We start from the raw sequence: 18673 nt of genomic DNA on the forward strand, positions 1-18673 counted from the left end.
CGCGCGTTCTCAGGGCCGGGAGCTGGCGCGGGCCACGGGCAGGACCAGGTGCACCATGCCCACGACCATGGGCGGCACGGCGACGAGCGTGGTCGCCCACACCGGCCAGCCCGCGGTCAAGGGAGACAGCGTCCAGAGGATGAGATTGATGAGCCCATAGGCGCCGCCCATCATCACTCCCAGAAAGCGCAGGTGCGTGCGGGACGGCAGGAGGCTCGGCAGATGGGCCAGAAGATGCGCGGGCATATGCGCGGGCAGATGGGCAAGGTGGAAAGGCAGGCGGGTCATGGCGAAGGTCCGATAATGGAACGAAACGGATCGTTCCTATGTGGACGTTGATATATACGATCCGTTTCGATAATCAAGGGGGCATGTGACGGGAGCGGAAATGCCGGAAACACCCCAACAGGACGGCGCCCGCCGCGCCTCCATCGGCGCGCGGCGCAACCCCGCCGCCGAGGCCGCCATCCTCGCCGCCGCGCGGGACCTTCTGGCCGAGCGCGGCTATGCCGGCTTCTCCATCGACGAGGTGGCGCGCCGCGCCGGGGCGGGCAAGCCCACCATCTACCGCTGGTGGCCCACCAAGGCCGACCTGCTGATCGACGTCTATTCCGCCGAGAAGGCCGCCATCATCGCCGCGCCGGAGACGGGCGCCCTGTGGAGCGACATCCTCGATTATACGCGGGCGCTGTGGGCATTCTGGCGCGGCACCCCCTCGGGGCGCACCTTCCGCGCGCTCATCGCCGAGGCCCAGGCGGGGGAGGCGGCCTTGCGGGCCCTGCGCGACAAGTTCCTGCCGGAGCGGCTGAAGGACCTGCGCCTCATGTTCGAGCGCGCCGCCGCCCGCGGCGATATCGATGCCGCCGCCGTGGACGCCCTCGTGGAGCTCTATATCGGCTTCAACTGGGTGCGCCTCCTGACCGACAGGATCGCGGACGATCCGCCCGGCATCGAGGCCATGGCCCGTACCCTCGCGGGCGCTCCCCCCGGCAAAGCTCAGTAGAAGCCGATGGGGAACCAGCGCAGATAGAGGTCGGTGTAGACGCCCTTCTCCCAGATGCGCTGGAGGGCGAAGTCCACGGCATGGCGCAGCGTGTCGTTGCCCTCCTTCACCGCCACCGAGAAGCCGTCGCCGAAGAAGCGGCTTTCGGTGAAGGGCCCGCCGATGAAGCGGCAGCAATTGGCGCTGTCGGCGCCGTTGAGCCACAGGGCCAGGGTGATGCCGTCGGCGAACAGGAGGTCCACCGCCCCGGACTTCAGCGCCTCCTGCGCCGCGGCGAGGTCGGAATAGGGGCGGATGGCGGCCTCGTTGAAGAAGGAGCGCAGATAGGCCTCGTGGGCGGTGCGGCTCACCACCGCCACCTTCTTGGAGGCGATGGTCTCCGGGGTGGCCGCGTCCAGGGTGTCCTGGCTCTTGCCCACGAAGCGTGCCGGGGTGCCGAGATAGCGCTCGGTGAAATCCAGGGTCGCGCGCGCCGCCGGGGTCGCCACCACGCCGGCGATCGCGGCATCGGCCCGGCTCTCGCCGACGGCGTCAGTGATCTGGTCGAACACCGCGGTCTGGATCACGCAGGTCACCGCCAGCTCGGCGCAGATAGCGCGCGCGAGATCCACGTTGAAGCCGGAGAGCACCCCGTCCGAATTGATGAAGTTGAAGGGCGGATAATCGTCCGTGGTGACGAAGCGCAATTCTTTGGGCAGGCGCGCGGCGTCGGGGCGCTCAAGGCGGCGCTCGATGTTCCAGAAGTTCGGCACCTTCACCGCCTTCGCCGGCGCCTCCTTCGTCTCGCCCCACACCGGTGGCGGTCCCGCGGGCGTGCCGCGGGCCGGCTGGGCCGCCGCCTGCGCGGTTCCCCACGCCGCCAGCGCGGCGATGGCGAGGCCGGCGCGCCGGAGGCGGGACGGTGCGAAAAGGTCTGGTCGAGCCATCGCGGCTATTCTACCCTTGGTTTGCACGGATGGGGGCGGGCGCATGTTGGGGGACGCGCGGCCCGTGGGCAAGGGGCGCCCGCGCGCCGGTGAGATGCATGGCGTCGATGCGGCGCCCGGCCGGCCGCAGCCGGCGGGCGGCGCGGACGATGCCGCCCTCGCCGGTCACCCGGCATCCGCCCGGGCCGCCGGCGGCCGGCCCCTTCCCCCCGAGCTGAGACCCTTCGTCGGCCACCTGACACGACATGCGCTCGACGCCGCGGCGACACGGGCGCGTCGCATCGGTGTCGGCGCCGACGAGGTCCTCGTCGCCCAGGGCGCCATCGAGGGGGAAGCCGCCACCCGCCGCCTCGCCGCCCATCTCGGCCTCCCGGTGGCGGTGCTCGGTCCGCAGGACGCACCGGCCGACGCGGCCATGGCGGCGGCGGTGATCCGCACCGGCGTGCTGCTGGAGTCCGCCGGCGGCGGCGGACGCCCGGCCTTCACCATGGCGGCGCGCGGACGCGAGGTGCGGCGCCTGTTCCGGGCCCTGCGGGCGGATGCGGGCCTGGCCCGGCGGGCGCGCCTCGTCGCTCCGGCGGCCCTGCGCCGGCATGTGCTCGCCACCACCGGCAAGGCTCTGGCCGAGCGTGCGGTCGCCGCCCTCGCCGCGGCCGATCCGCTGAAGTCGGCGGCGACCCTGCGCCCGGCGCGAACCCTTGCCGCCATTGGACTTTGCGCCGGCCTGCCGCTCGCCGGTCTGCTCGCGCTGGCGCCGGATGCGGGCGTGCTCGCGGTGCAGGCGCTGCTGTCCCTGCTGTTCCTGTCCTGGATCGCGCTGCGCATCGCCGGCAGCCTGTTCCTGCCGCCGGACGACGAGCGCCCGAGCCTTCGCGAGCGTGACCTGCCGGTCTATTCCATCCTCGTGCCGCTCTATCGCGAGGCGGCCAGCGTGCCGGGGCTGGTGGCCTCGCTCTCCGGCCTCGACTATCCGGCATTAGGTAGCAAACGCACCACAAACGATGGTGTATGCATCGGATGGGATGCGCTAGGCTTTGTGGTTCCGTGCAACCGGGTGCACCACATGGCCGCAGACCCACAAGTCCTAACCACCCTCCGCCGTAAGAGGGACACCATTGAGGCCTATATAGGCACCATGGAACGGCAGATAGCAGACGCGAGACGCGACCTGTCTGCAATCAACGCGACAATCCGGCTGTACGAGATCGACCCGACTACGCCGGGCGTAGTCGCGCCGTACGCTGAAATTCACCGGCTGTTCCGGCGCGGCGAGATGACAGAGACATGCAGGCAAGCCCTGCGACAGCGCGGTCCATTAGACACGAGAGAACTCGCGCTGGAGGTCATCCGTACGAAGGGCATGGACGAAAGCGACCGCATACTGCGAAAGACGATCGCGCTTCGCATCGTACAGGCATTGCGCTTGCAAGAGAGGCGTGGCGGCGGGATTTCCGGAGACGGGAGACGCTGCGGGGTGAGGCTGTGGACCGTGCCGCAACCCTTGGGGGCTTGACATTTTAGTTATCCACAATATCTCCGGCGATTTTTCGGGGGCCTTTTTAAGCCAGCTTTCGATCAACATTCTGATTTTAAATGGTTTTCTTAACGAAACTTTTTTTAGCCCGTAGCGTTGATTTCTTAGCAAATAGCAGTGCATAAGAGGTCAAGCCTTTAATGAATTGGTCACATTCAGGGAATTGTGACTTGACAGGCTACGTGCTCGGATATAGCGCCGCGCACGTTCAGATGGAAGGTGGCTAAGATGTTCGTGTTCGCTCGCGACTTATACCGGCTACTGGCCGGTCGCGATTATGCGGCCGACATAGCCAAGGACGATTTTGATCGCTGCACTGGTCGGCGCGCGGCCTCACGCCTCTCGCGTGGTAATGTCGCCGTTCAAATGGGCGCATTCGTCACTACCGATGACCTTGAGGCGGAACGCCGGAAGGTTGCGAAGATTTCATTTCGCACCTAACTTGGCCGGAACTATATCCGGCCAAGCGATTCTTCATGACCATCAGCGCGTCTGACCTCCTCGCGGAACTCGCGAAGGAGTGGAATAGGATTGAGGGTAGGGCAAAGGAAGCCGAGGCGATCCGGGGTGAGGCTATCGTCGCTGCGATCAACGAAATGCGTTACGCCGGCCGTCGCATTGTTGACTCACTTAGCCCGCCGCCAAACTTGCTAGAAGAAGATATCGAACAATATCGCGTTGATCAGCTAAAGACGGCCAAGGTTTACTTGGTCAACGCAGATCACGACATTACAGACGCTATTATTTTTGTTGTTCACACAAGGGTAAATGAAACCCTGCAGCGGTATGGAAAGAAAAAGATCATAAAATTTGTTCCTGAATTTGATGATCTTTTTCCAGAAATCGAGGCCGCTCAGGATATCGTGAAAGGCAGCAGGGAAGACCGCGCCACCAGAAGCGCCGAATACAAGCGACTCGCAGAAGAATATATTCCGAAAATTGCAAAGCTTTACAAGCGAATCAATGAGTGCGAAAAGCTAAAGCTTGATAACATTGAATTTATCAAAAAGTACGCCAGAACGATAACGTGGATTGCTCTTTTGGGGTCCATTGCAAGTCTTGTTGGCCTCATCCCTCTAGTGCGCGATTTCTATCATTGGTGCGTGGGCTAAACGACGCGCTGGAAACTAGCGCTGCCAATACCCCTTCCACACCCGGCTGACCGGATGCGCCATCGCAAGGCCCGCAACGCGGTGCGCGAGCGTTCCGTTGTCCATCCGGCGATGATCCTCAAGCCAAGCCGCGTGGTCCGCATACTGATGCAGATACTGCGGAGAAACGTGGTGGTGTTGCCCAGCCACCATGCGGCGAAGGCGGGAAAAGAAGCTCTCAACCTGATTGGTGTTGGTGCCAGCGAGGTCGCTATAGGCCTCGCTGTGGTTGATGCGATGCGTGGTGAACGTGCCGTGCAGAGCGTCCCAATGGGCGGCTTCATCGGCATAGAAGGTTGAGTTGGGATCGGCGACGCGCTTGGCGATTTCCACGCCCTCGGCTTCCGACCGACCTACCAAAGTGAGGGTCCGTCCGCCGCGCTGACGCAGGGCGATGACCACGCGGCGCTTGCCGGTCTGGTGCCGAGCAAGGCGGCGGTCAACGCGGTCTTCCTTGACGTTCGCCGGGCGGATGTGGCCGCCGAAGTAAGCCCCATCAATCTCGACGCTCTCGCCCACGGTCTGCGCATGGACTTCGGCCGACATGGCTTCCCGAAGCTTATGGGAAAGGACGAAAGCCGTCTTGTGCTGACAGTCGAGGTCGCGGGAAAGCTGAAGGGCAGAGATGCCCTTGGCCGAATTAACGAAGATGCAGATGGCAGCGAGGAGATCCGTGAAGCTCATCTTGCGCGACGCGAAGATGGTCCCGCTGGTGACGCTGTACTGGTGATAGCAGCCAGCGCACTTGAACTTGCGGCGGGTGGTGATGCTGTAGGCCTCAACGCAACCGCAGCGCGGGCAGACCGGCTTGCCATCGTTGTCAGCCCAGCGAACCTTGCAGAACGTGCTGTAGGCCTTTTCCTCGCCGCCCTGATAGATGCTCTTCAGGGAGAGGGTGCGGGCGGCGGCGGAGAGGAGGAAGTGCTGGGCCATTTGTCATCATTTCCGATGCGTATGCATCCTATATGATGACATTATGCACTGTAGTCAAGGGCAAATGTATCGTATATGATGGCAATCATCGTTCGGAGGATTGCCAATGGCGGAAGCGATAGACTGGGAGGCCCGCGTCAAGGGCCTGCTCAAGGCGGAGTTGAAGCGCCGGAACGTGACCTATGCGGACCTGGTTGAGAAGCTTGCCGCCATCGGCGTCGAGGAATCCGAGCCAAACGTGCGCAACAAGCTCTCAAGGGGAAGTTCACGGCGGTATTCATGCTTCAGTGTTTCGACGCCATCGGCGTTCAGCAGGTCCGGTTATCGGACGGGTGACAAAAGTGACTCTTTTACAATGGCTTGCGGTGTAATTGCCCTCATATGAAGTGCATAAGCATATGAGACATTGACATTTTTTGCCTAGAGCGGTACAAAATGAATGTCGGCGACGGGCTCGCGCCAGCCGCCGATATAAGGTGTCAACGTATCAATAGCATCGGAACCGATCCCGGCGGTGGTGCGCCGGTTCGGATAACGCCGAAGCTCGGGTACTCGTACATCTTATTCTCCTTTCCCAGCGACTACTCAGCGCTGGTCTGGTCCTCCGTGGGCGAAGGATTGATTGGGGCCTCTGCATTCGCAGGGGCCTCATTCGTTTCGGCCATGGTAGGGAGGCGGAAATAGCCGTCATCTCCCTTGTTCAGTCGGCCTTTTTTCGCGAACTGATACATGATGGGAAGAACCTGCGGCCCCTGCACCCCGGGCCACCAGCGCCTTCCGATCTCTTCCACCAGCTCTGCGGCTGTAAGCCCCTTTCGGCCCACCTTGGTTGCGTCGCCGATAGCTTGGACAGCCATGTCATAATTGCTCGGGATACCATCCGGGCGAGCAGGTCCCAGCCTAGCCGCAGCGTCCGCCGAAGCTGGGGCGGGGTCCGCGGTCGGCTGGGGATCATCCCGAACCCAGAACCTGCCGAAAACGCGAAGCGCCATATCAAGCTCGTCCATCTCCCTTTCGAGACGTTCTAGCTCTGCCGCAATCTCTTTGCGGCGCGCTTCAATGGCGGCGATGTCAACAAGCCGTGTCATGGCTCATATCACCATATGAATCAGCCGCGCGCAAGACCCCATCTCATATGTTCCGCGTTTGTGCGAGTATGGGGATAAGTATGGCCTTTGGTGCGTCTGCTACCTAATCCCGCGACTATCCGCCCGAGAAGCTCGACATCAAGCTGGTGGTGGAGGAGGACGATGCCGGCACCCGCGCCGCCATCGCCGCGGAGGGCCTTCCGCCGCATATGGAAGAGCTGGCGGTGCCGCCGGTCGGGCCACGCACCAAGCCGAAGGCGCTCGACGTGGCGCTGCCTTTCGCCCGCGGCACCTTCGTCGCCATCTACGATGCGGAGGACCTGCCCGAGCCGGACCAGCTGCGCCGGGCGCTGGAGGCCTTCCGCGCCGGCGGGCCGTCGGTGGCCTGCGTGCAGGCGCGGCTGTGCGTGGACAATGGCGAGGACAGCTGGATCTCCGGCCATTTCGCGGCCGAATATGCCGGCCAGTTCGACGTGCTGATGCCCATGCTGAGCGCGCTCGGCCTGCCCATCCTGCTCGGCGGCACCTCCAACCACTTCCGCCGCCGGGTGCTGGAGGAGGTGGGTGCCTGGGACCCCTTCAACGTCACCGAGGATGCGGACCTCGGCATCCGCCTCGCCCGCGCCGGCTGGGCCACCCGGGTCATCGCCTCCACCACCTACGAGGAGGCGCCGGTAACGTCGCAGGCCTGGCTCGGCCAGCGCACGCGCTGGCTCAAGGGCTGGGCGCAGACGCTGCTGGTGCACAGCCGCAGCCCGCGGGTGCTGGTGCGCGATCTCGGCGCCCGCGGCACGCTCGCCCTCGGCGTGCTCACCGCCGGCCCCTTCGCGGCAGCCCTGGTGCATCCCTTCTGTCTCGCCCTCTTCGCCGGCGACGTGGTGCGCGGTGTGGTGGGGCTGCCCTGCGACACGCTGGCGGAGGTTCTCACCTCCGCGCTCACCTATTCGACCCTGGCTGCGGGCTATGCCGGCTCGGCGGTGACGGCGGTCGCGGGGCTCCGGCGCCGGGGGCTGCCCGTGCGCTGGTGGATCATCCTCACCATCCCGGCCTACTGGCTGCTGCTGTCGGTGGCCGCCTGGCGGGCGGTGGGGGAGCTGGTGCGGCGACCGCATTTCTGGCGCAAGACCGAGCACGGCCTCGGCCGGCGCCGCGGGCCGGCAAGGGAGCCGGCACGGGAGCCGGCCAACGATGCGTTCAGAAGTAGCGCTTCAGCTCCGCCGCAGCGTCGGCCGGCGGCCGCTTGGAATTGAACGGCGCGACGAACGCCCCGGTCTTGTCCATGAGATAGACCACCGCCGTGTGGTCCATGGTGTAGTCGCCACCGGAAAGCGGCACCTTGCGGGAATAGACCCGATATTCCTTCTTCATGGCGTCCACCGCCTCCGGCGTGCCGGTGAGCCCCTTCAACTGGGGCGCGAAGCTCGCGAGGTAGGACTTCATCACCGACGGCGTGTCGCGCTCCGGGTCGACCGTGACGAAGAAGGCCTGCACCTTGTTCGCGTCGGGGCCGAGGGCGGCGAAGATCTCCGACATCTCGAACAGGGCGGTAGGGCAAACGTCCGGGCAATGGGTGAAGCCGAAGAAGATCAGGCTCGGCTTGCCCGCAAGAATGGCCTGCGTCACCGGGGCGCCGTCCTGGTCCACGAGGCTGAATGGCCCGCCGACCTGCGCCGTGCCGGTGCTGGTGATTTTCGGCACCGGCGCCGGCATGAGCATGGTGACGGCGGTGACGAGCACGAGGGCGCCGGCGGCGAACGCCGAGAACAGGACGATCAATCTGCTGCGTTGGGACATGGCTCTCCTGCGCCCGTCCGGCGCGGCTCCAGGCGGGATCAGAGGCAGGATGCGATGCCTGCGTTCAGGATGTCGAAGAAGACGGTGGCGCCGTAGCGTTGCCACAGGAGCGCCGCCGCTGCGAACAGGGCTCCCGCGAACAGAGCGAGGACAGCCAGCGCCACCCGCCCCGCCGCGTTCCGCTCCGCGGTGCGCGGCGCCTCGACCACCTGCGGATGGTGAATGTGCGCCATTTCAAACTCGCCGGGCCAGCTCCCCATGGCGCAAGACTAGCGCGGACCGGCGGTAAATTCCAATCTCGCCCCGGCCGGGCATGGAAAGCGGCAAGTTGCGGGCTGCGCAGCCGCAAGAATCGCGGCCGCGGCCTGCTTGAGGCGCCGTGCCGGGGGTGGGGGGATGGCCGGAAAGCGAGGCAGCGTTCCGATGCAGGCCCGGACGCGCTTTGCAAACGGCGGCTAAACCGATTTGTCCGGGCGTTGACGCCAATCCGCCTCCGTCCTAGGTTCGGGCCATGCTGGAGCCCGGAAACGATAGCCTGCGCCACTTCGTGGCCAAGCGGCGAATTCCCCGCCCGGTCGACGGGGTCGGCCGGGTCAACTGACGCGCCGTTCCGGAGGCTGTCCAGCGGCGCGACCCAAACGGGGCCCTGCGGCCTTTGTTCGCACCGCTTGCGGCGCATCTGCGCGTTCTGTTCCGGAAATCACTCCCCATGTCCCACGTCCCCTTCCCTGACGGCGCCGCTACGGCCGGCGCCGGGCTCTACCGTCTCGTCGTCGAGGCGGAGCCCGATCCCAATTCCCTGCTGCGTCTGCTCGAGCCGTTCGTGATCCACGATGTGCTGCCGCACCGCATCGACTGTGCCTCCACCGCGGAGGCCTGCGCGGTGGAGCTCGAATTCACCGCGACCGCGGATCTCGCCACGCGCCTGCACATGCGCCTGTCCACCCTGGTGTGCGTGCGCGATGCCGCCCTCGCGCCCGCCGCGGCGCCGATCGCGGGCGCGCTTGGCGCCGCGGCCTGACGGAGCCCTCATGCTGAACACGCTTGCCGACATCGCCATCATCGTCCTGCCGGTTTTCGGCATGGTGGCGGTGGGTTACCTGTCCGCCCGGATCGGTCTCGTCAGCGAACGGGCGACGGACGGCCTCGCGGAGTTCGTGTTCTCCCTGTCGGTACCGGTGCTGATCTTCAAGACGCTGAGCGAGTCGCAGCTGCCGCAGGCGCAGCCCTGGGGCTACTGGATCTCCTATTTCGTCGGCGCCTTCTTCGTCTTCGGCCTCGCCATGCTGGCGGCGGAGAGGCTGTTCGGCCGCGGCCGGCAGGAAGCGGTGATCCACGGCTTCGCCGCCGGACAGGCCAACACCGTGTTCGTCGGCGTGCCGCTGATCCTCAAGGCCTATGGGCCGGAGGGGGCGGTGCCGCTCTTCCTTCTCATCGCCATCCACCTGCCGGTCATGCTGGTGGCGGCCACCGTCCTGCTCGAGGGCAGCGCCGGATTCTCCCGCGGCACCCTGGTGAAGCTGGTGAAGGCGCTGGCCTTCAACCCCATCCTGGTCGGGATCTACGCCGGGGCCCTGGCGCGCGTGCTCGACATCCAGGCCGTCGGCGTCCCCAAGCAGATGGTGGATCTCCTCGCGGCCGCCGCCACGCCCTGTGCGCTCATCTCCCTCGGCCTGTCGCTGAAGCGCTATGGCATGGCGGGGGGCGACATCGCCCCATCGGCGCTCATCTGCGTGCTGAAGCTGCTCGTTCACCCGGCGGCGGTGCTCGCCTTGACCTTCGTCTTCACCATGCCGCCGGTCTGGGCCGGCGTGGCGGTGCTGTTCGCCGCTATGCCCAGCGGCATCAACGGCTATCTCCTGGCCCAGCGCTACGGCATCGGCGTGGGCACCTCCACCAGCGCGGTGTCCATGTCCACCGGGCTGGCGGTGGTGAGCGTGGCCTTCTGGCTCTACGTGCTGGGCGTGGGCTGAAGGCCCAGGCGCCGCCGGATCTCCTGCGGTGTCGCCCCGCCGGCGCGCAGGGCGGCGAGGCTGGTGGCGGCGTTGCTCTTCGACAGCTTGTGCCCACTCGCGTCGAGGATCAGCCGATGGTGGTGGTAGACCGGCGTGGGCAGGCCGAGGAGGCGCTGCAGCAGCACGTGCACGGACGTGGCGTGATAGAGGTCCATGCCCCGGATGACGTGGGTGATGCCCTGCGCCGCGTCGTCCACCACCACCGAGAGGTGGTAGGAGGTGGGCACCTCCTTGCGCGCCAGCACCACGTCGCCCCAGGCCGCGGCGTCGGCGGCCACCGTCTCGCGCGGCCCCTCGGGCGTATCCCGCGCTTCCGGCCAGGCGAGCGGCCGGTCGCCTGCGGCCGCTGCCAGCGCCGCGGCCATGTCCAGCCGGACCACGAAAGGGGTGCCCCCCACGCGCCGGGACGCGCGCTCCGCGTCCGTGAGGACCGCGCGGGGGAAGGGGAAGAGGGGCGCGCCGTCGGGATCGCGCGGGGCGGGCCGGCCGGTGCGGGCTTCCGCCTCGATGACGGCGCGGGCGATGTCGGAGCGGCTCTCGAAGGCGGGATAGACGAGGCCCATGGCGTCGAGCCGGGCGAGGGCGGCGGCATAATCGGCAAAATGCGCCGACTGGCGGCGCGGCGGCGCGTCCGGGGCGACGCCGAGCCAGGCGAGGTCCTGGAGAATGCCCTGCTCGTATTCCGGGCGACATCGGGTGGCGTCGATATCCTCCATGCGCAACAGGAAGGTGCCGCCCATGCGCCGCGCCGCCTCGGCGTTCATCAGGGCGGAGAAGGCGTGGCCGAGGTGCAGCCGGCCATTGGGGCTCGGCGCGAATCGGCACACGAAGGGGACGGCGGGCACGCACATGAGCGGAACATCTAGGGGATCAACGGCAACGGATGGTACCCATCCGGTGCGAAAAGTTGATCCACCGGACCAAAGAGTTGCGGTCGGACCGCCAGCGCGGCGGCCGGCGCCGCCCAGCGCTGCCTCGGGAGGGCAGGATGAAGGAGCCACATCTTTCCGACCAGGCGGTGTTCGACCGCGCGCTCGACGACTTGGTCGGCCTCGATCCGCGCCTCGCCCCGCTGGTGGCGGTGGCCGGCCGCCCGGCGCTGCGGCGCCGTCCGCCGGGCTTTGCCGGGCTCGCCGCGGTGGTGGTGGCGCAGCAATTGTCGGTGGCCTCCGCCCGCGCCATCTTCGGCCGGCTGGAGCTGACCCTCGGTGGCCCGCCCAGCGTTGAGGCCATGCTCGCGGCGACCCCCGAGGCGCTGCGCGCCGCCGGCCTGTCCGCACCGAAGATCCGCACCCTGACCGGCATCGCGCGGGCGCTCGCGGCGGGGGAAGAGGACCTCGACCGGCTGGCCGGCCTGCCGGCCGACGCGGCGGCGGAGGCACTCACCCGCCTGCCGGGCATCGGGCTGTGGACCGCCGACATCTATCTCCTGTTCTGCCTCGGCCGCGCCGATGCCTTTCCCCATGGCGACCTCGCCTTGCAGGTGGCCCTGGGCGACGCCTTCGATCTGGGCGGCCGGTGCACGCCGATCGGGCTGAAGGCGATCGCCGAGGACTGGCGGCCCCTGCGCGGCGTGGCGGCGCACCTGCTCTGGGCCTATTATGGCGCGCGGCGGGCGCGGCAGGGCGCGCCGGCCTGACCGGCCCGGTTCGCTCCCTGCGGCGCCCCGCATTTCTGGTGACCGCCATGCGCTTTCCCCTCGACGGTGTCTCCCTCGACGATCCCATCCTCGAAGGCCCGAGCCTGCGCCCCCACCACGGCGGCGATCCCGATGCGCTGGTGGTGCTGCTGCACGGTTACGGCGCCGACGGCCGGGACCTCATCGACATCGGCAAGGCCTGGGCCGACCTCCTGCCCGGCGCCGCCTTCGTCTCGCCCCACGCGCCCGATCCCTGCGAGGGTGCGCCCATGGGGCGCCAGTGGTTCCCGCTCACCTTCCGCGATCCGCACGAGCTGACCCGCGGGACGGAGGGGGCCGCGCCCATTCTGCGGGAATTCCTGGCGGCGGAACTCGCCAAATATGACCTGCCGCCCGAACGCCTCGCTCTGGTGGGCTTCAGCCAGGGGGCCATGATGGCGCTGAAAATCGCCACCACCGCCGTCGTGGCGCCGGCGGCGGTGGTGTCCTATTCCGGCATGTGGGCGGAGGCGGCCGGCGGGCGGGGCGACATGGTGCTCCCCGCGCGGCCGCCGGTGCTGCTGGTGCACGGCACCGAGGACGAGGTCGTCCCGGCCGAGGCGCTGTTTGCTTCCGCGCGCGGGCTCGCCGAAGCGGGGGTGCCGCTGGAATGGCATCTGAGCCCGGGTCTGGGCCACGGCATCGACGATGCGGGCCTTGCCCATGGCGGGGCTTTCCTTGCGGAATTCCTGGGCCGGCGACGGACCTGAGCCGGCGTCCAGTATCCGCAGGTGCGCGGGGTGGATTGGCGGCCCGCTTCACAAGAATGACACGCTGCATATAGAGTATCGCCCGCGCACGGGATCGCTAGGTGCGATTCGGTGAGCAAGACGAGGAGTTGGGTCTCTTGACCACTGCTTTGTCACCCGGGGCTTGGCCAGCGCTCGTGCTCAATGCGGATTACCGCCCCTTGAGCTACTATCCGCTGTCGGTCTGGAGCTGGCAGGATGCGATCAAGGCGGTCTTCCTCGATCGGGTGAACATCGTCGAATATTACGACAAGGCGGTGCGAAGTCCGGGCTTCGAGATCAGGCTGCCCAGCGTTGTTTCGCTACGGACTTTCGTCAAGCCCACACGACAACCGGCCTTCACCCGCTTCAACGTCTTTCTCCGCGACCGCTTCTCCTGCCAGTATTGCGGCTCTCGCGACGACCTCACCTTCGACCATCTCATCCCCCGCTCGAAGGGTGGCCAGACCACCTGGGAAAACGTGGTTGCCGCCTGCTCCCCCTGCAATTTGCGCAAGGGCGGCCATATGCCGGGCGATGCGGGCATGTGGCCGGCGCAGATGCCCTTCCAGCCGTCCGTGCACGATCTGCACCAGAACGGCCGCCACTTCCCACCCAACTATCTCCACCAAAGCTGGATGGATTATCTCTACTGGGATACCGAGCTGGATCCCTGAGCCGACGCTCAGGCTTTGCGACCGGTTGTCGCGCCGAGGAAGGCGACGACCGCAAGGCCCGCGGCGATCAGCGCGTTCCACCCGGCCATGGAGATGCCGAAGAGGCGCCATGCGGCCTCGTCGCAGCGCGGCACCTTGGCGGTCCTGAGCGAGGAGAGAATGTCGTCCGACAGGACCGGCGTGCCGGTGCAGGTGGTGGGGCCGGGCCAGAAGTGCCACTCGATGCCAGCGTGATAGACGGCGAGGCCGGCATTCCAGACCATGGCCAGGCACAGCACCCCGAGCAGCACCCGCGCCACGCCCGAACGCCCGCCGCGCGCCGCCGCGAACGCCAGCAAGCCTATGGGAACAGCGGCGTAATAGGGCAGGCGCTGGTCGAGGCAGAGCGGGCAGGGGACAAGGCCAACCACCAGCTGGAAATACCATGCGGCCGCCAGGGCGAAGACGGCGCCCGCCACCACCAGCAGCGATGCGGTTTGAGGATGACGCAGGGGCAAGGAAAAGGCCTCTTCCGGACGGCGGCGGGATTCGACGCGCAAGGCGATAGCTCCCCGCCGACGGCTTTGTCCATGCCCCCGGCGGACGATGCCGTGCATGTGACCCGGATCCCGGTGGAGGGTGAGCAGGGGGCGGGCGGTGGCCGAACACCTTGGAACTGTTCTTACTCAGGGGCATCCGTATGGCGCTGCGGTGCGGCATGGGGTATAAATTTGCTAGTCGTCTTCGGAGGCATTCGCATTGCGTTTCTCCGGCGGCGGCATATTTTGGTCATAGCTACGAAGATTGCAGCCGAAATGAACGAGATGCCCCGCTCCCGCTCCACATTCGGTGCCCCGTTCAACGCGGGCCATGATATCCACGACGAGCCGGTCCTCCCCGTCGCTCAGTTGCGGGACATCAGCACGGCGCGTCGCACGGGCTGCCCCTTCCATGACGTACGCGAGATGCTGAAGGAAGTGGGCCTTCGCCCCACGCGCCAGCGCCTCGCCCTCGGCTGGCTGCTCTTCGCCAAGGGTGATCGTCACGTCACCGCGGAAATCCTCCACGAGGAGGCCATCAAGGCCCGCTTCCCGGTGTCCCTCGCCACGGTCTACAACACGCTGCACCAGTTCACCGAGGTGAGCCTCCTGCGCGAAGTGGCGGTCGACGGATCCAAGACCTATTTCGATACCAACGCCTCCGACCACCACCATTTCTACCTCGAAGGCCAGAACGACTTGGTCGACATTCCGGCCACGGACGTGGCGGTGAGCCTGCTGCCCGAGCCGCCGGAAGGCTACGAGGTGGCCCGCGTCGACGTGGTGGTGCGCCTGCGCCGCAAGGGTACGAATCGCGGCTGACACCCGCTGCGACCAAGCGCGCTGCGAACCAAGGCTGTTGCTTGAGGGTGCGGGATGGGTTTGGGCTGCGCCCGTTCTCCCTCCGTCGCCGGGAAGAGTCTGGTCGGCTGTGGCGGCATCGGCGTGAGAGCGTGCCCCGTGGCGAGCCCGGACGACCGTCCGATTGCCGCAGACGGGTGAGACGCGGAGATTTCCGCCGGGTTCGCCTCCGGCCATCCACGAGCCATCTGCCCCTTCCCGCCAGATCTCCGTCGTTCTCCCCCGGCCGGCGCACGCCGGGCCGCGCGGCGCTGCCTCGGGCGAACCGCGCCTGCCGGTTTCCTCGCCCGCCAACCTCCTCTATTCAGGTCATGCGCCATTGGCGGCCGGTTCTGCGAGGCGGAGATGAGTGAAAGCGTGTTGAAATCCCTGTCGGGCCCCGTGGTGCTGCTCGGTGCCGGCAAGATGGGCGGCGCCATGCTGGAGGGCTGGCTGAAGCTCGGCCTTCCCGCCGACAAGGCCGTGGTCCTTGATCCGAACCTGCCGGCGGAAACCGCCGCCGCCCTCGCCGGGCGGGGCGTCCTGGTCAATCCGGCGCTCGCATCGCTCCCCGCCCCCGCCGTGCTGCTGCTGGCGGTGAAGCCGCAGGTGGCGCCCGAGGCCCTGCCGCCGGTGGCGCCCCTGGTGCGGGCGGGCACGGTAGTGGTGTCGATCATGGCCGGGCGCACTCTCGGCACCATGGCCGGCATCCTCGGCGCCCAGGCCGCCATCGTGCGCGCCATTCCCAACACCCCCGCCGCCATCGGGCGCGGGGTGAGCGTCGCGGTGGCCGGACCGACCGTCACCGCCGCCCAGCGCGAGCTGGCCACGGCGCTGCTCGGCGCCATCGGCATCGTGGAATGGATCGGCGACGAGGCGCTCATGGATGCGGCCACCGCCGTCTCCGGCTCGGGTCCGGCCTACGCCTTCCTGCTTGCCGAGGTGCTGGCCCAGGCCGGGGTCGCGGCGGGACTGCCGGCCGAGCTTTCCGCCCGCATCGCCCGCGCCACCGTGTCCGGCGCCGGTGCCCTCATGGACCAGTCCGACCTGCCGGCGGCAACCCTGCGCCAGAACGTCACCTCCCCGGGCGGCACCACGGCCGCGGCCCTCGCCGTGCTGATGGATGCCGGCAAGGGCTTCGGCCCGCTGATGGTGGAGGCGGTTGCGGCGGCGACCAAACGGGGCAAAGAATTGGCCGGCTGACGGCCGGTCCGATGCCCTGCGCCGGTCGCAGGCCGGCGCCGCCGGCTTTACGCGCGAGGAGCGGCCATGACCTCCGAGACCACCCGAGACGCCTGCCTGCGCGCCTACCTGGAGCTTCTCGCCGAGCGCCCCGACGCCCGAATCGCCCTCACCGACGTGGCGGCCCATTGCGCCGTGTCCCTCGCCGAGATGCGCGCGTCCTTTGCCTCGACGGGTGATCTTCTCGCCGCCTTTTTCCGCGCCACCGACCGGCACGTGCTGGCGGAAGGGGGCCGGATGCGGAGGATTTCGCCGGCGAGGGGCCGAAGGAGCGCCTGTTCGAGGTGCTGATGCGCCGGCTCGATGCGCTGGAGCCCCACAAGGCGGCGGTGCGCGGCCTGCGGCGGTCGGCGCGGACCGATCCGGCGCTGGCCCTGCGTCTGCTGCGGCTGTCGGAGGCCTCCCAGCGCTGGATGCTGGCGGCGGCCGGCATCGATTGCACCGGCCTTTCGGGCAGCGTCAGGGCCAAGGGGCTGGCGCTGCTCTTCGCGCGCGTGATCGATGTCTGGCTCGAGGATGAAGATCCCGGCCTTGCGCCCACCATGGCGGCCCTCGACCGGGAACTCGCCGGCGGGGCCAAGCTGCTCGGCATGCTGGACGATATCGCCTACATCGTCCTGCCCTGGCGCAAGCGGCGGGCCTCGGCGGAGCGGGCAGGGGCGCCCGCGGCCGAGGAGGGGTGAGGTGGCGCGCGGGGAGGTTCGGCGAACGTGACCGGAGGCCGGCGGTGAGCCGTCGTCGCTTTCAGGCAGGTGGATCCCCCGGACGAGCCGGGGGATGAGCGTTGGCAGGCAGGGCGGGAACGGAGGAGAGGCCTCCGCCGATTCCCTGCGGCGGCCTCAGGCCGCCTTCTGCTTCGGGCGCACCTCGGCGGAATAGGAATCCATCAGCTGGTGGGTGATGCCCGAGGGGATGAAGCTCCAGTCGGCGATGGCGCCCACCGGGGTCACTTCCGCCGCCGTGCCGGTGACGAAGCATTCGCTGAAGGAGGACAGCTCCTCCGGCCTGATGTGGCGCTCCACGACTTCCATGCCGTGGCGACGAGCGATGTCGATGACCGTGCGGCGGGTGATGCCGTCCAGGAAGGCGTCCGGCGTGGGCGTGTGGATCACGCCGTCCTTGACGAAGAAGATGTTGGCGCCGGTGCACTCGGCCACGTAGCCGCGATAGTCCAGCATCATGGCGTCGGCGAATCCCCGGCGTTCCGCCTTGTGCTTGGAGATGGTGCAGATCATGTAGAGGCCGGCGGCCTTGGCCTTGCAGGGGATGGTGGCCGGATCGGGCCGGCGGAACTCGGCAAGGTCGAGCCGCAGGCCCTTCAGGCGCTGCTCGGGATCGAAATAGCTCGGCCACTCCCACACGCCGATGGCGAGGTGGATGGTGTTGTTCTGGGCCGACACGCCCATCATCTCGCTGCCGCGCCACGCCACCGGGCGCACATAGGCATCCACGAGGCCATTCTTCTCCAGCGTCGCCTTCTTGGCGGCGTCGATCTCGCCGATGGAATAGGGAATGGTGAAGTCCAGCATCTCCGCCGACAGGCGCAGGCGCTCGGAATGCTCGGCGCTCTTGAAGATCTGGCCGCCATAGGCGCGCTCGCCCTCGAACACGGTGCTGGCATAATGCAGGCCGTGGGACAGGACGTGCAGCTTGGCATCGGCCCACGGCACGAACACGCCATCGTACCAAATCCAGCCGTCACGCTGATCGAAGGGGGTACCCTGAGCGCTCATGATCTCGAACTCCTTGTTCCGGCCGCGTCGTTCGCGCGGCTTTCCCCCATTCGCTCCGCAGCGCCTTTGCAGCGGGAACGCATGGAGATATCTTTACGCCTGCTAAAGAAGCTGGCAAAGGCACGAAACGATCGATCCGAAGAACCTCATCTCGCGACCGATCATTTCGTCTGACGGGTGCTTTGAGTAACGATCAAAACGAAAAAAGTCAACATGGCTGACATAAACTCTCTCATCCTGCCTGGTCCCGCCGCCGAGCGCCCCGCCACCGGCGAGGCCCCCGGCGCCCTCCCGCTCGTGGATTTCGTCGAGCTTCTGTTCTTCGCCTACCGCGATTTCGTCGGCGATCCGGACGAGATCCTCGCCCCCATCGGCTTTGGCCGGGCGCACCATCGGGTGATCCACTTCGTGAACCGGCACCCGGGCATGCGCGTCACCGACCTGCTCGACATCCTGCGCATCACCAAGCAGAGCCTCGGCCGGGTGCTGCGCGAGCTGGTGGACGAGGGCTTCGTCGAGAGCCGGGCGGGGTCTTCCGACCGCCGGCAGCGCCTGCTCTTTCCCACCTCCAAGGGCGAGGCGCTGGCGTGCGAGTTCGTCGGCCTGCAGAGCCGGCGCATCGCCACCGCCCTGGAGGCGAGCGGACCGGACGGGCGTGAGGCCGTGCGCCGCTTTCTTCTCGCCATGATCGACCCGGAGGATCGGGTGGCGGTGGAACGGCTGATCCAGCGCGCCGACAGGGCCGCGCGGTCCCGTCCCGCGTCGAGGCCGCCGGACGCCGCGTGAGGCGGTGGCCGCTGACGCGGCGCGTGG

Annotated in this window: 25 protein-coding genes; 16 read left to right on the forward strand and 9 right to left on the reverse strand. The window is 67.5% G+C overall.

What is annotated here, in order from left to right; genetic code table 11:
• Positions 1-9: 9 nt before the first annotated feature.
• The gene (locus EZH22_RS11025) at positions 10-288 is read right to left on the reverse strand and encodes a hypothetical protein (protein WP_231711422.1); all 279 of its coding nucleotides are present in this window, start codon (positions 286-288) and stop codon (positions 10-12) included.
• 100 nt (positions 289-388) lie between these two features.
• Here EZH22_RS11025 and EZH22_RS11030 point away from each other — a divergent pair, with 100 nt between their 5' ends.
• Positions 389-1003 (forward strand): TetR/AcrR family transcriptional regulator, encoded by a 615-nt coding sequence (locus tag EZH22_RS11030; protein ID WP_203195668.1) that lies wholly within the window; start codon positions 389-391, stop codon positions 1001-1003.
• Here the strand turns inward: EZH22_RS11030 and EZH22_RS11035 are convergent.
• Entirely contained in the window at positions 997-1929 is a 933-nt protein-coding gene (locus EZH22_RS11035; RefSeq protein WP_203195669.1) for a transporter substrate-binding domain-containing protein, read from the reverse strand. The genes EZH22_RS11030 and EZH22_RS11035 overlap by 7 nt on opposite strands.
• Before the next feature lie 43 nt (positions 1930-1972).
• Between EZH22_RS11035 and EZH22_RS11040 the strand changes: the two genes are divergently transcribed.
• The 3 genes from EZH22_RS11040 to EZH22_RS11050 all read left to right on the forward strand — a co-directional run bounded on the left by EZH22_RS11040 (position 1973) and on the right by EZH22_RS11050 (position 4575).
• Positions 1973-3442, forward strand: a complete 1470-nt coding sequence (locus tag EZH22_RS11040; protein WP_203195670.1) for a hypothetical protein — start codon at positions 1973-1975, stop codon at positions 3440-3442.
• 249 nt (positions 3443-3691) lie between these two features.
• Positions 3692-3904, forward strand: coding sequence for a hypothetical protein (locus EZH22_RS11045; RefSeq protein ID WP_203195671.1), 213 nt, complete (start codon positions 3692-3694; stop codon positions 3902-3904).
• 35 nt (positions 3905-3939) lie between these two features.
• Positions 3940-4575, forward strand: coding sequence for a hypothetical protein (locus EZH22_RS11050; RefSeq protein WP_203195672.1), 636 nt, complete (start codon positions 3940-3942; stop codon positions 4573-4575).
• A 15-nt stretch (positions 4576-4590) separates the two neighbouring features.
• Here the strand turns inward: EZH22_RS11050 and EZH22_RS11055 are convergent, their stop codons facing one another.
• On the reverse strand, positions 4591-5547 hold the full coding sequence (locus tag EZH22_RS11055; RefSeq protein WP_203195673.1) for an IS1595 family transposase: 957 nt from the start codon (positions 5545-5547) through the stop codon (positions 4591-4593).
• Positions 5548-5653: 106 nt separating this feature from the next.
• Here EZH22_RS11055 and EZH22_RS11060 point away from each other — a divergent pair, with 106 nt between their 5' ends.
• Entirely contained in the window at positions 5654-5932 is a 279-nt protein-coding gene (locus tag EZH22_RS11060) for a DUF6471 domain-containing protein (RefSeq protein WP_231711423.1), read from the forward strand.
• A gap of 196 nt (positions 5933-6128) precedes the next feature.
• Here the strand turns inward: EZH22_RS11060 and EZH22_RS11065 are convergent, their stop codons facing one another.
• Entirely contained in the window at positions 6129-6635 is a 507-nt protein-coding gene (locus EZH22_RS11065) for a hypothetical protein (RefSeq protein WP_203195674.1), read from the reverse strand.
• Positions 6636-6781: 146 nt separating this feature from the next.
• Between EZH22_RS11065 and EZH22_RS11070 the strand changes: the two genes are divergently transcribed.
• Positions 6782-7885, forward strand: coding sequence for a glycosyltransferase family 2 protein (locus EZH22_RS11070; RefSeq protein ID WP_203195675.1), 1104 nt, complete (start codon positions 6782-6784; stop codon positions 7883-7885).
• On the opposite strand, the gene EZH22_RS11075 is transcribed toward EZH22_RS11070, so the two are convergent.
• Together EZH22_RS11075 and EZH22_RS11080 are read right to left on the reverse strand one after the other, a co-directional pair.
• Positions 7830-8429 carry an SCO family protein gene (locus tag EZH22_RS11075; protein WP_203195676.1) on the reverse strand — a complete coding sequence of 200 codons (600 nt, stop codon included), beginning with the start codon at positions 8427-8429 and terminating at the stop codon, positions 7830-7832. The two genes, EZH22_RS11070 and EZH22_RS11075, sit on opposite strands and share 56 nt — an antisense overlap.
• A gap of 38 nt (positions 8430-8467) precedes the next feature.
• Complete coding sequence (locus tag EZH22_RS11080; RefSeq protein ID WP_203196849.1) at positions 8468-8662, reverse strand: hypothetical protein; 195 nt, start codon at positions 8660-8662, stop codon at positions 8468-8470.
• Between the two features lie 476 nt (positions 8663-9138).
• Here EZH22_RS11080 and EZH22_RS11085 point away from each other — a divergent pair, with 476 nt between their 5' ends.
• Both EZH22_RS11085 and EZH22_RS11090 read left to right on the forward strand, forming a co-directional pair.
• The gene (locus tag EZH22_RS11085) at positions 9139-9450 is read left to right on the forward strand and encodes a hypothetical protein (protein WP_203195677.1); all 312 of its coding nucleotides are present in this window, start codon (positions 9139-9141) and stop codon (positions 9448-9450) included.
• 10 nt (positions 9451-9460) lie between these two features.
• Positions 9461-10402, forward strand: coding sequence for an AEC family transporter (locus EZH22_RS11090; RefSeq protein WP_203195678.1), 942 nt, complete (start codon positions 9461-9463; stop codon positions 10400-10402).
• Here the strand turns inward: EZH22_RS11090 and gluQRS are convergent.
• A complete protein-coding gene (gene gluQRS / locus EZH22_RS11095) occupies positions 10381-11295 on the reverse strand; it encodes a tRNA glutamyl-Q(34) synthetase GluQRS (protein WP_203195679.1) in 915 nt (304 codons plus the stop codon). The genes EZH22_RS11090 and gluQRS overlap by 22 nt on opposite strands.
• A 137-nt stretch (positions 11296-11432) precedes the next feature.
• Here gluQRS and EZH22_RS11100 point away from each other — a divergent pair, with 137 nt between their 5' ends.
• From EZH22_RS11100 to EZH22_RS11110, 3 genes are all read left to right on the forward strand, one after another.
• On the forward strand, positions 11433-12083 hold the full coding sequence (locus tag EZH22_RS11100) for a DNA-3-methyladenine glycosylase family protein (protein ID WP_203195680.1): 651 nt from the start codon (positions 11433-11435) through the stop codon (positions 12081-12083).
• Positions 12084-12130: 47 nt separating this feature from the next.
• Positions 12131-12832 (forward strand): alpha/beta hydrolase, encoded by a 702-nt coding sequence (locus EZH22_RS11105; protein WP_203195681.1) that lies wholly within the window; start codon positions 12131-12133, stop codon positions 12830-12832.
• Between the two features lie 137 nt (positions 12833-12969).
• The gene (locus tag EZH22_RS11110; RefSeq protein ID WP_203195682.1) at positions 12970-13527 is read left to right on the forward strand and encodes an HNH endonuclease; all 558 of its coding nucleotides are present in this window, start codon (positions 12970-12972) and stop codon (positions 13525-13527) included.
• Between the two features lie 8 nt (positions 13528-13535).
• Here EZH22_RS11110 and EZH22_RS11115 read toward each other — a convergent pair whose 3' ends face one another.
• On the reverse strand, positions 13536-14066 hold the full coding sequence (locus EZH22_RS11115) for a disulfide bond formation protein B (RefSeq protein ID WP_333473722.1): 531 nt from the start codon (positions 14064-14066) through the stop codon (positions 13536-13538).
• A 264-nt stretch (positions 14067-14330) separates the two neighbouring features.
• On the opposite strand from EZH22_RS11115, the gene irrA reads away from it, so the two are divergent.
• The 4 genes from irrA to EZH22_RS11135 all read left to right on the forward strand — a co-directional run bounded on the left by irrA (position 14331) and on the right by EZH22_RS11135 (position 16810).
• Complete coding sequence (irrA, locus tag EZH22_RS11120) at positions 14331-14867, forward strand: iron response transcriptional regulator IrrA (protein ID WP_269902917.1); 537 nt, start codon at positions 14331-14333, stop codon at positions 14865-14867.
• A gap of 384 nt (positions 14868-15251) precedes the next feature.
• Positions 15252-16088: a pyrroline-5-carboxylate reductase gene (gene proC, locus EZH22_RS11125; protein WP_203195684.1), complete on the forward strand. Its 837-nt coding sequence runs from the start codon at positions 15252-15254 to the stop codon at positions 16086-16088.
• A 66-nt stretch (positions 16089-16154) separates the two neighbouring features.
• Complete coding sequence (locus EZH22_RS11130; RefSeq protein WP_203195685.1) at positions 16155-16418, forward strand: hypothetical protein; 264 nt, start codon at positions 16155-16157, stop codon at positions 16416-16418.
• Positions 16418-16810 carry a hypothetical protein gene (locus EZH22_RS11135; protein ID WP_203195686.1) on the forward strand — a complete coding sequence of 131 codons (393 nt, stop codon included), beginning with the start codon at positions 16418-16420 and terminating at the stop codon, positions 16808-16810. The genes EZH22_RS11130 and EZH22_RS11135 overlap by 1 nt, the downstream gene beginning before the upstream one ends.
• A 156-nt stretch (positions 16811-16966) precedes the next feature.
• Here the strand turns inward: EZH22_RS11135 and EZH22_RS11140 are convergent, their stop codons facing one another.
• On the reverse strand, positions 16967-17860 hold the full coding sequence (locus tag EZH22_RS11140; protein WP_203195687.1) for a branched-chain amino acid aminotransferase: 894 nt from the start codon (positions 17858-17860) through the stop codon (positions 16967-16969).
• A gap of 213 nt (positions 17861-18073) precedes the next feature.
• On the opposite strand from EZH22_RS11140, the gene EZH22_RS11145 reads away from it, so the two are divergent.
• Positions 18074-18646 carry a MarR family winged helix-turn-helix transcriptional regulator gene (locus EZH22_RS11145; RefSeq protein WP_203195688.1) on the forward strand — a complete coding sequence of 191 codons (573 nt, stop codon included), beginning with the start codon at positions 18074-18076 and terminating at the stop codon, positions 18644-18646.
• The last annotated feature ends 27 nt before the right edge of the window (positions 18647-18673 follow it).

Origin of the sequence: Xanthobacter dioxanivorans (genome assembly GCF_016807805.1) — a bacterium.
Lineage (GTDB): Bacteria > Pseudomonadota > Alphaproteobacteria > Rhizobiales > Xanthobacteraceae > Xanthobacter > Xanthobacter dioxanivorans.

Coding starts and splice junctions, on each gene's coding strand:
- EZH22_RS11055 (WP_203195673.1), bottom strand. CDS start 5,547: ATGGCCCAGCACTTCCTCCTCTCCGCCGCCGCCCGCACCCTCTCCCTG.
- EZH22_RS11035 (WP_203195669.1), bottom strand. CDS start 1,929: ATGGCTCGACCAGACCTTTTCGCACCGTCCCGCCTCCGGCGCGCCGGC.
- EZH22_RS11045 (WP_203195671.1), top strand. CDS start 3,692: ATGTTCGTGTTCGCTCGCGACTTATACCGGCTACTGGCCGGTCGCGAT.
- EZH22_RS11090 (WP_203195678.1), top strand. CDS start 9,461: ATGCTGAACACGCTTGCCGACATCGCCATCATCGTCCTGCCGGTTTTC.
- EZH22_RS11075 (WP_203195676.1), bottom strand. CDS start 8,429: ATGTCCCAACGCAGCAGATTGATCGTCCTGTTCTCGGCGTTCGCCGCC.
- EZH22_RS11065 (WP_203195674.1), bottom strand. CDS start 6,635: ATGACACGGCTTGTTGACATCGCCGCCATTGAAGCGCGCCGCAAAGAG.
- EZH22_RS11085 (WP_203195677.1), top strand. CDS start 9,139: ATGTCCCACGTCCCCTTCCCTGACGGCGCCGCTACGGCCGGCGCCGGG.
- gluQRS (WP_203195679.1), bottom strand. CDS start 11,295: ATGTGCGTGCCCGCCGTCCCCTTCGTGTGCCGATTCGCGCCGAGCCCC.
- proC (WP_203195684.1), top strand. CDS start 15,252: ATGAGTGAAAGCGTGTTGAAATCCCTGTCGGGCCCCGTGGTGCTGCTC.
- EZH22_RS11105 (WP_203195681.1), top strand. CDS start 12,131: ATGCGCTTTCCCCTCGACGGTGTCTCCCTCGACGATCCCATCCTCGAA.
- EZH22_RS11080 (WP_203196849.1), bottom strand. CDS start 8,662: ATGGCGCACATTCACCATCCGCAGGTGGTCGAGGCGCCGCGCACCGCG.
- EZH22_RS11130 (WP_203195685.1), top strand. CDS start 16,155: ATGACCTCCGAGACCACCCGAGACGCCTGCCTGCGCGCCTACCTGGAG.
- EZH22_RS11030 (WP_203195668.1), top strand. CDS start 389: ATGCCGGAAACACCCCAACAGGACGGCGCCCGCCGCGCCTCCATCGGC.
- irrA (WP_269902917.1), top strand. CDS start 14,331: ATGCCCCGCTCCCGCTCCACATTCGGTGCCCCGTTCAACGCGGGCCAT.
- EZH22_RS11025 (WP_231711422.1), bottom strand. CDS start 288: ATGACCCGCCTGCCTTTCCACCTTGCCCATCTGCCCGCGCATATGCCC.
- EZH22_RS11100 (WP_203195680.1), top strand. CDS start 11,433: ATGAAGGAGCCACATCTTTCCGACCAGGCGGTGTTCGACCGCGCGCTC.
- EZH22_RS11050 (WP_203195672.1), top strand. CDS start 3,940: ATGACCATCAGCGCGTCTGACCTCCTCGCGGAACTCGCGAAGGAGTGG.
- EZH22_RS11145 (WP_203195688.1), top strand. CDS start 18,074: ATGGCTGACATAAACTCTCTCATCCTGCCTGGTCCCGCCGCCGAGCGC.
- EZH22_RS11135 (WP_203195686.1), top strand. CDS start 16,418: ATGCGCCGGCTCGATGCGCTGGAGCCCCACAAGGCGGCGGTGCGCGGC.
- EZH22_RS11140 (WP_203195687.1), bottom strand. CDS start 17,860: ATGAGCGCTCAGGGTACCCCCTTCGATCAGCGTGACGGCTGGATTTGG.
- EZH22_RS11040 (WP_203195670.1), top strand. CDS start 1,973: ATGTTGGGGGACGCGCGGCCCGTGGGCAAGGGGCGCCCGCGCGCCGGT.
- EZH22_RS11060 (WP_231711423.1), top strand. CDS start 5,654: ATGGCGGAAGCGATAGACTGGGAGGCCCGCGTCAAGGGCCTGCTCAAG.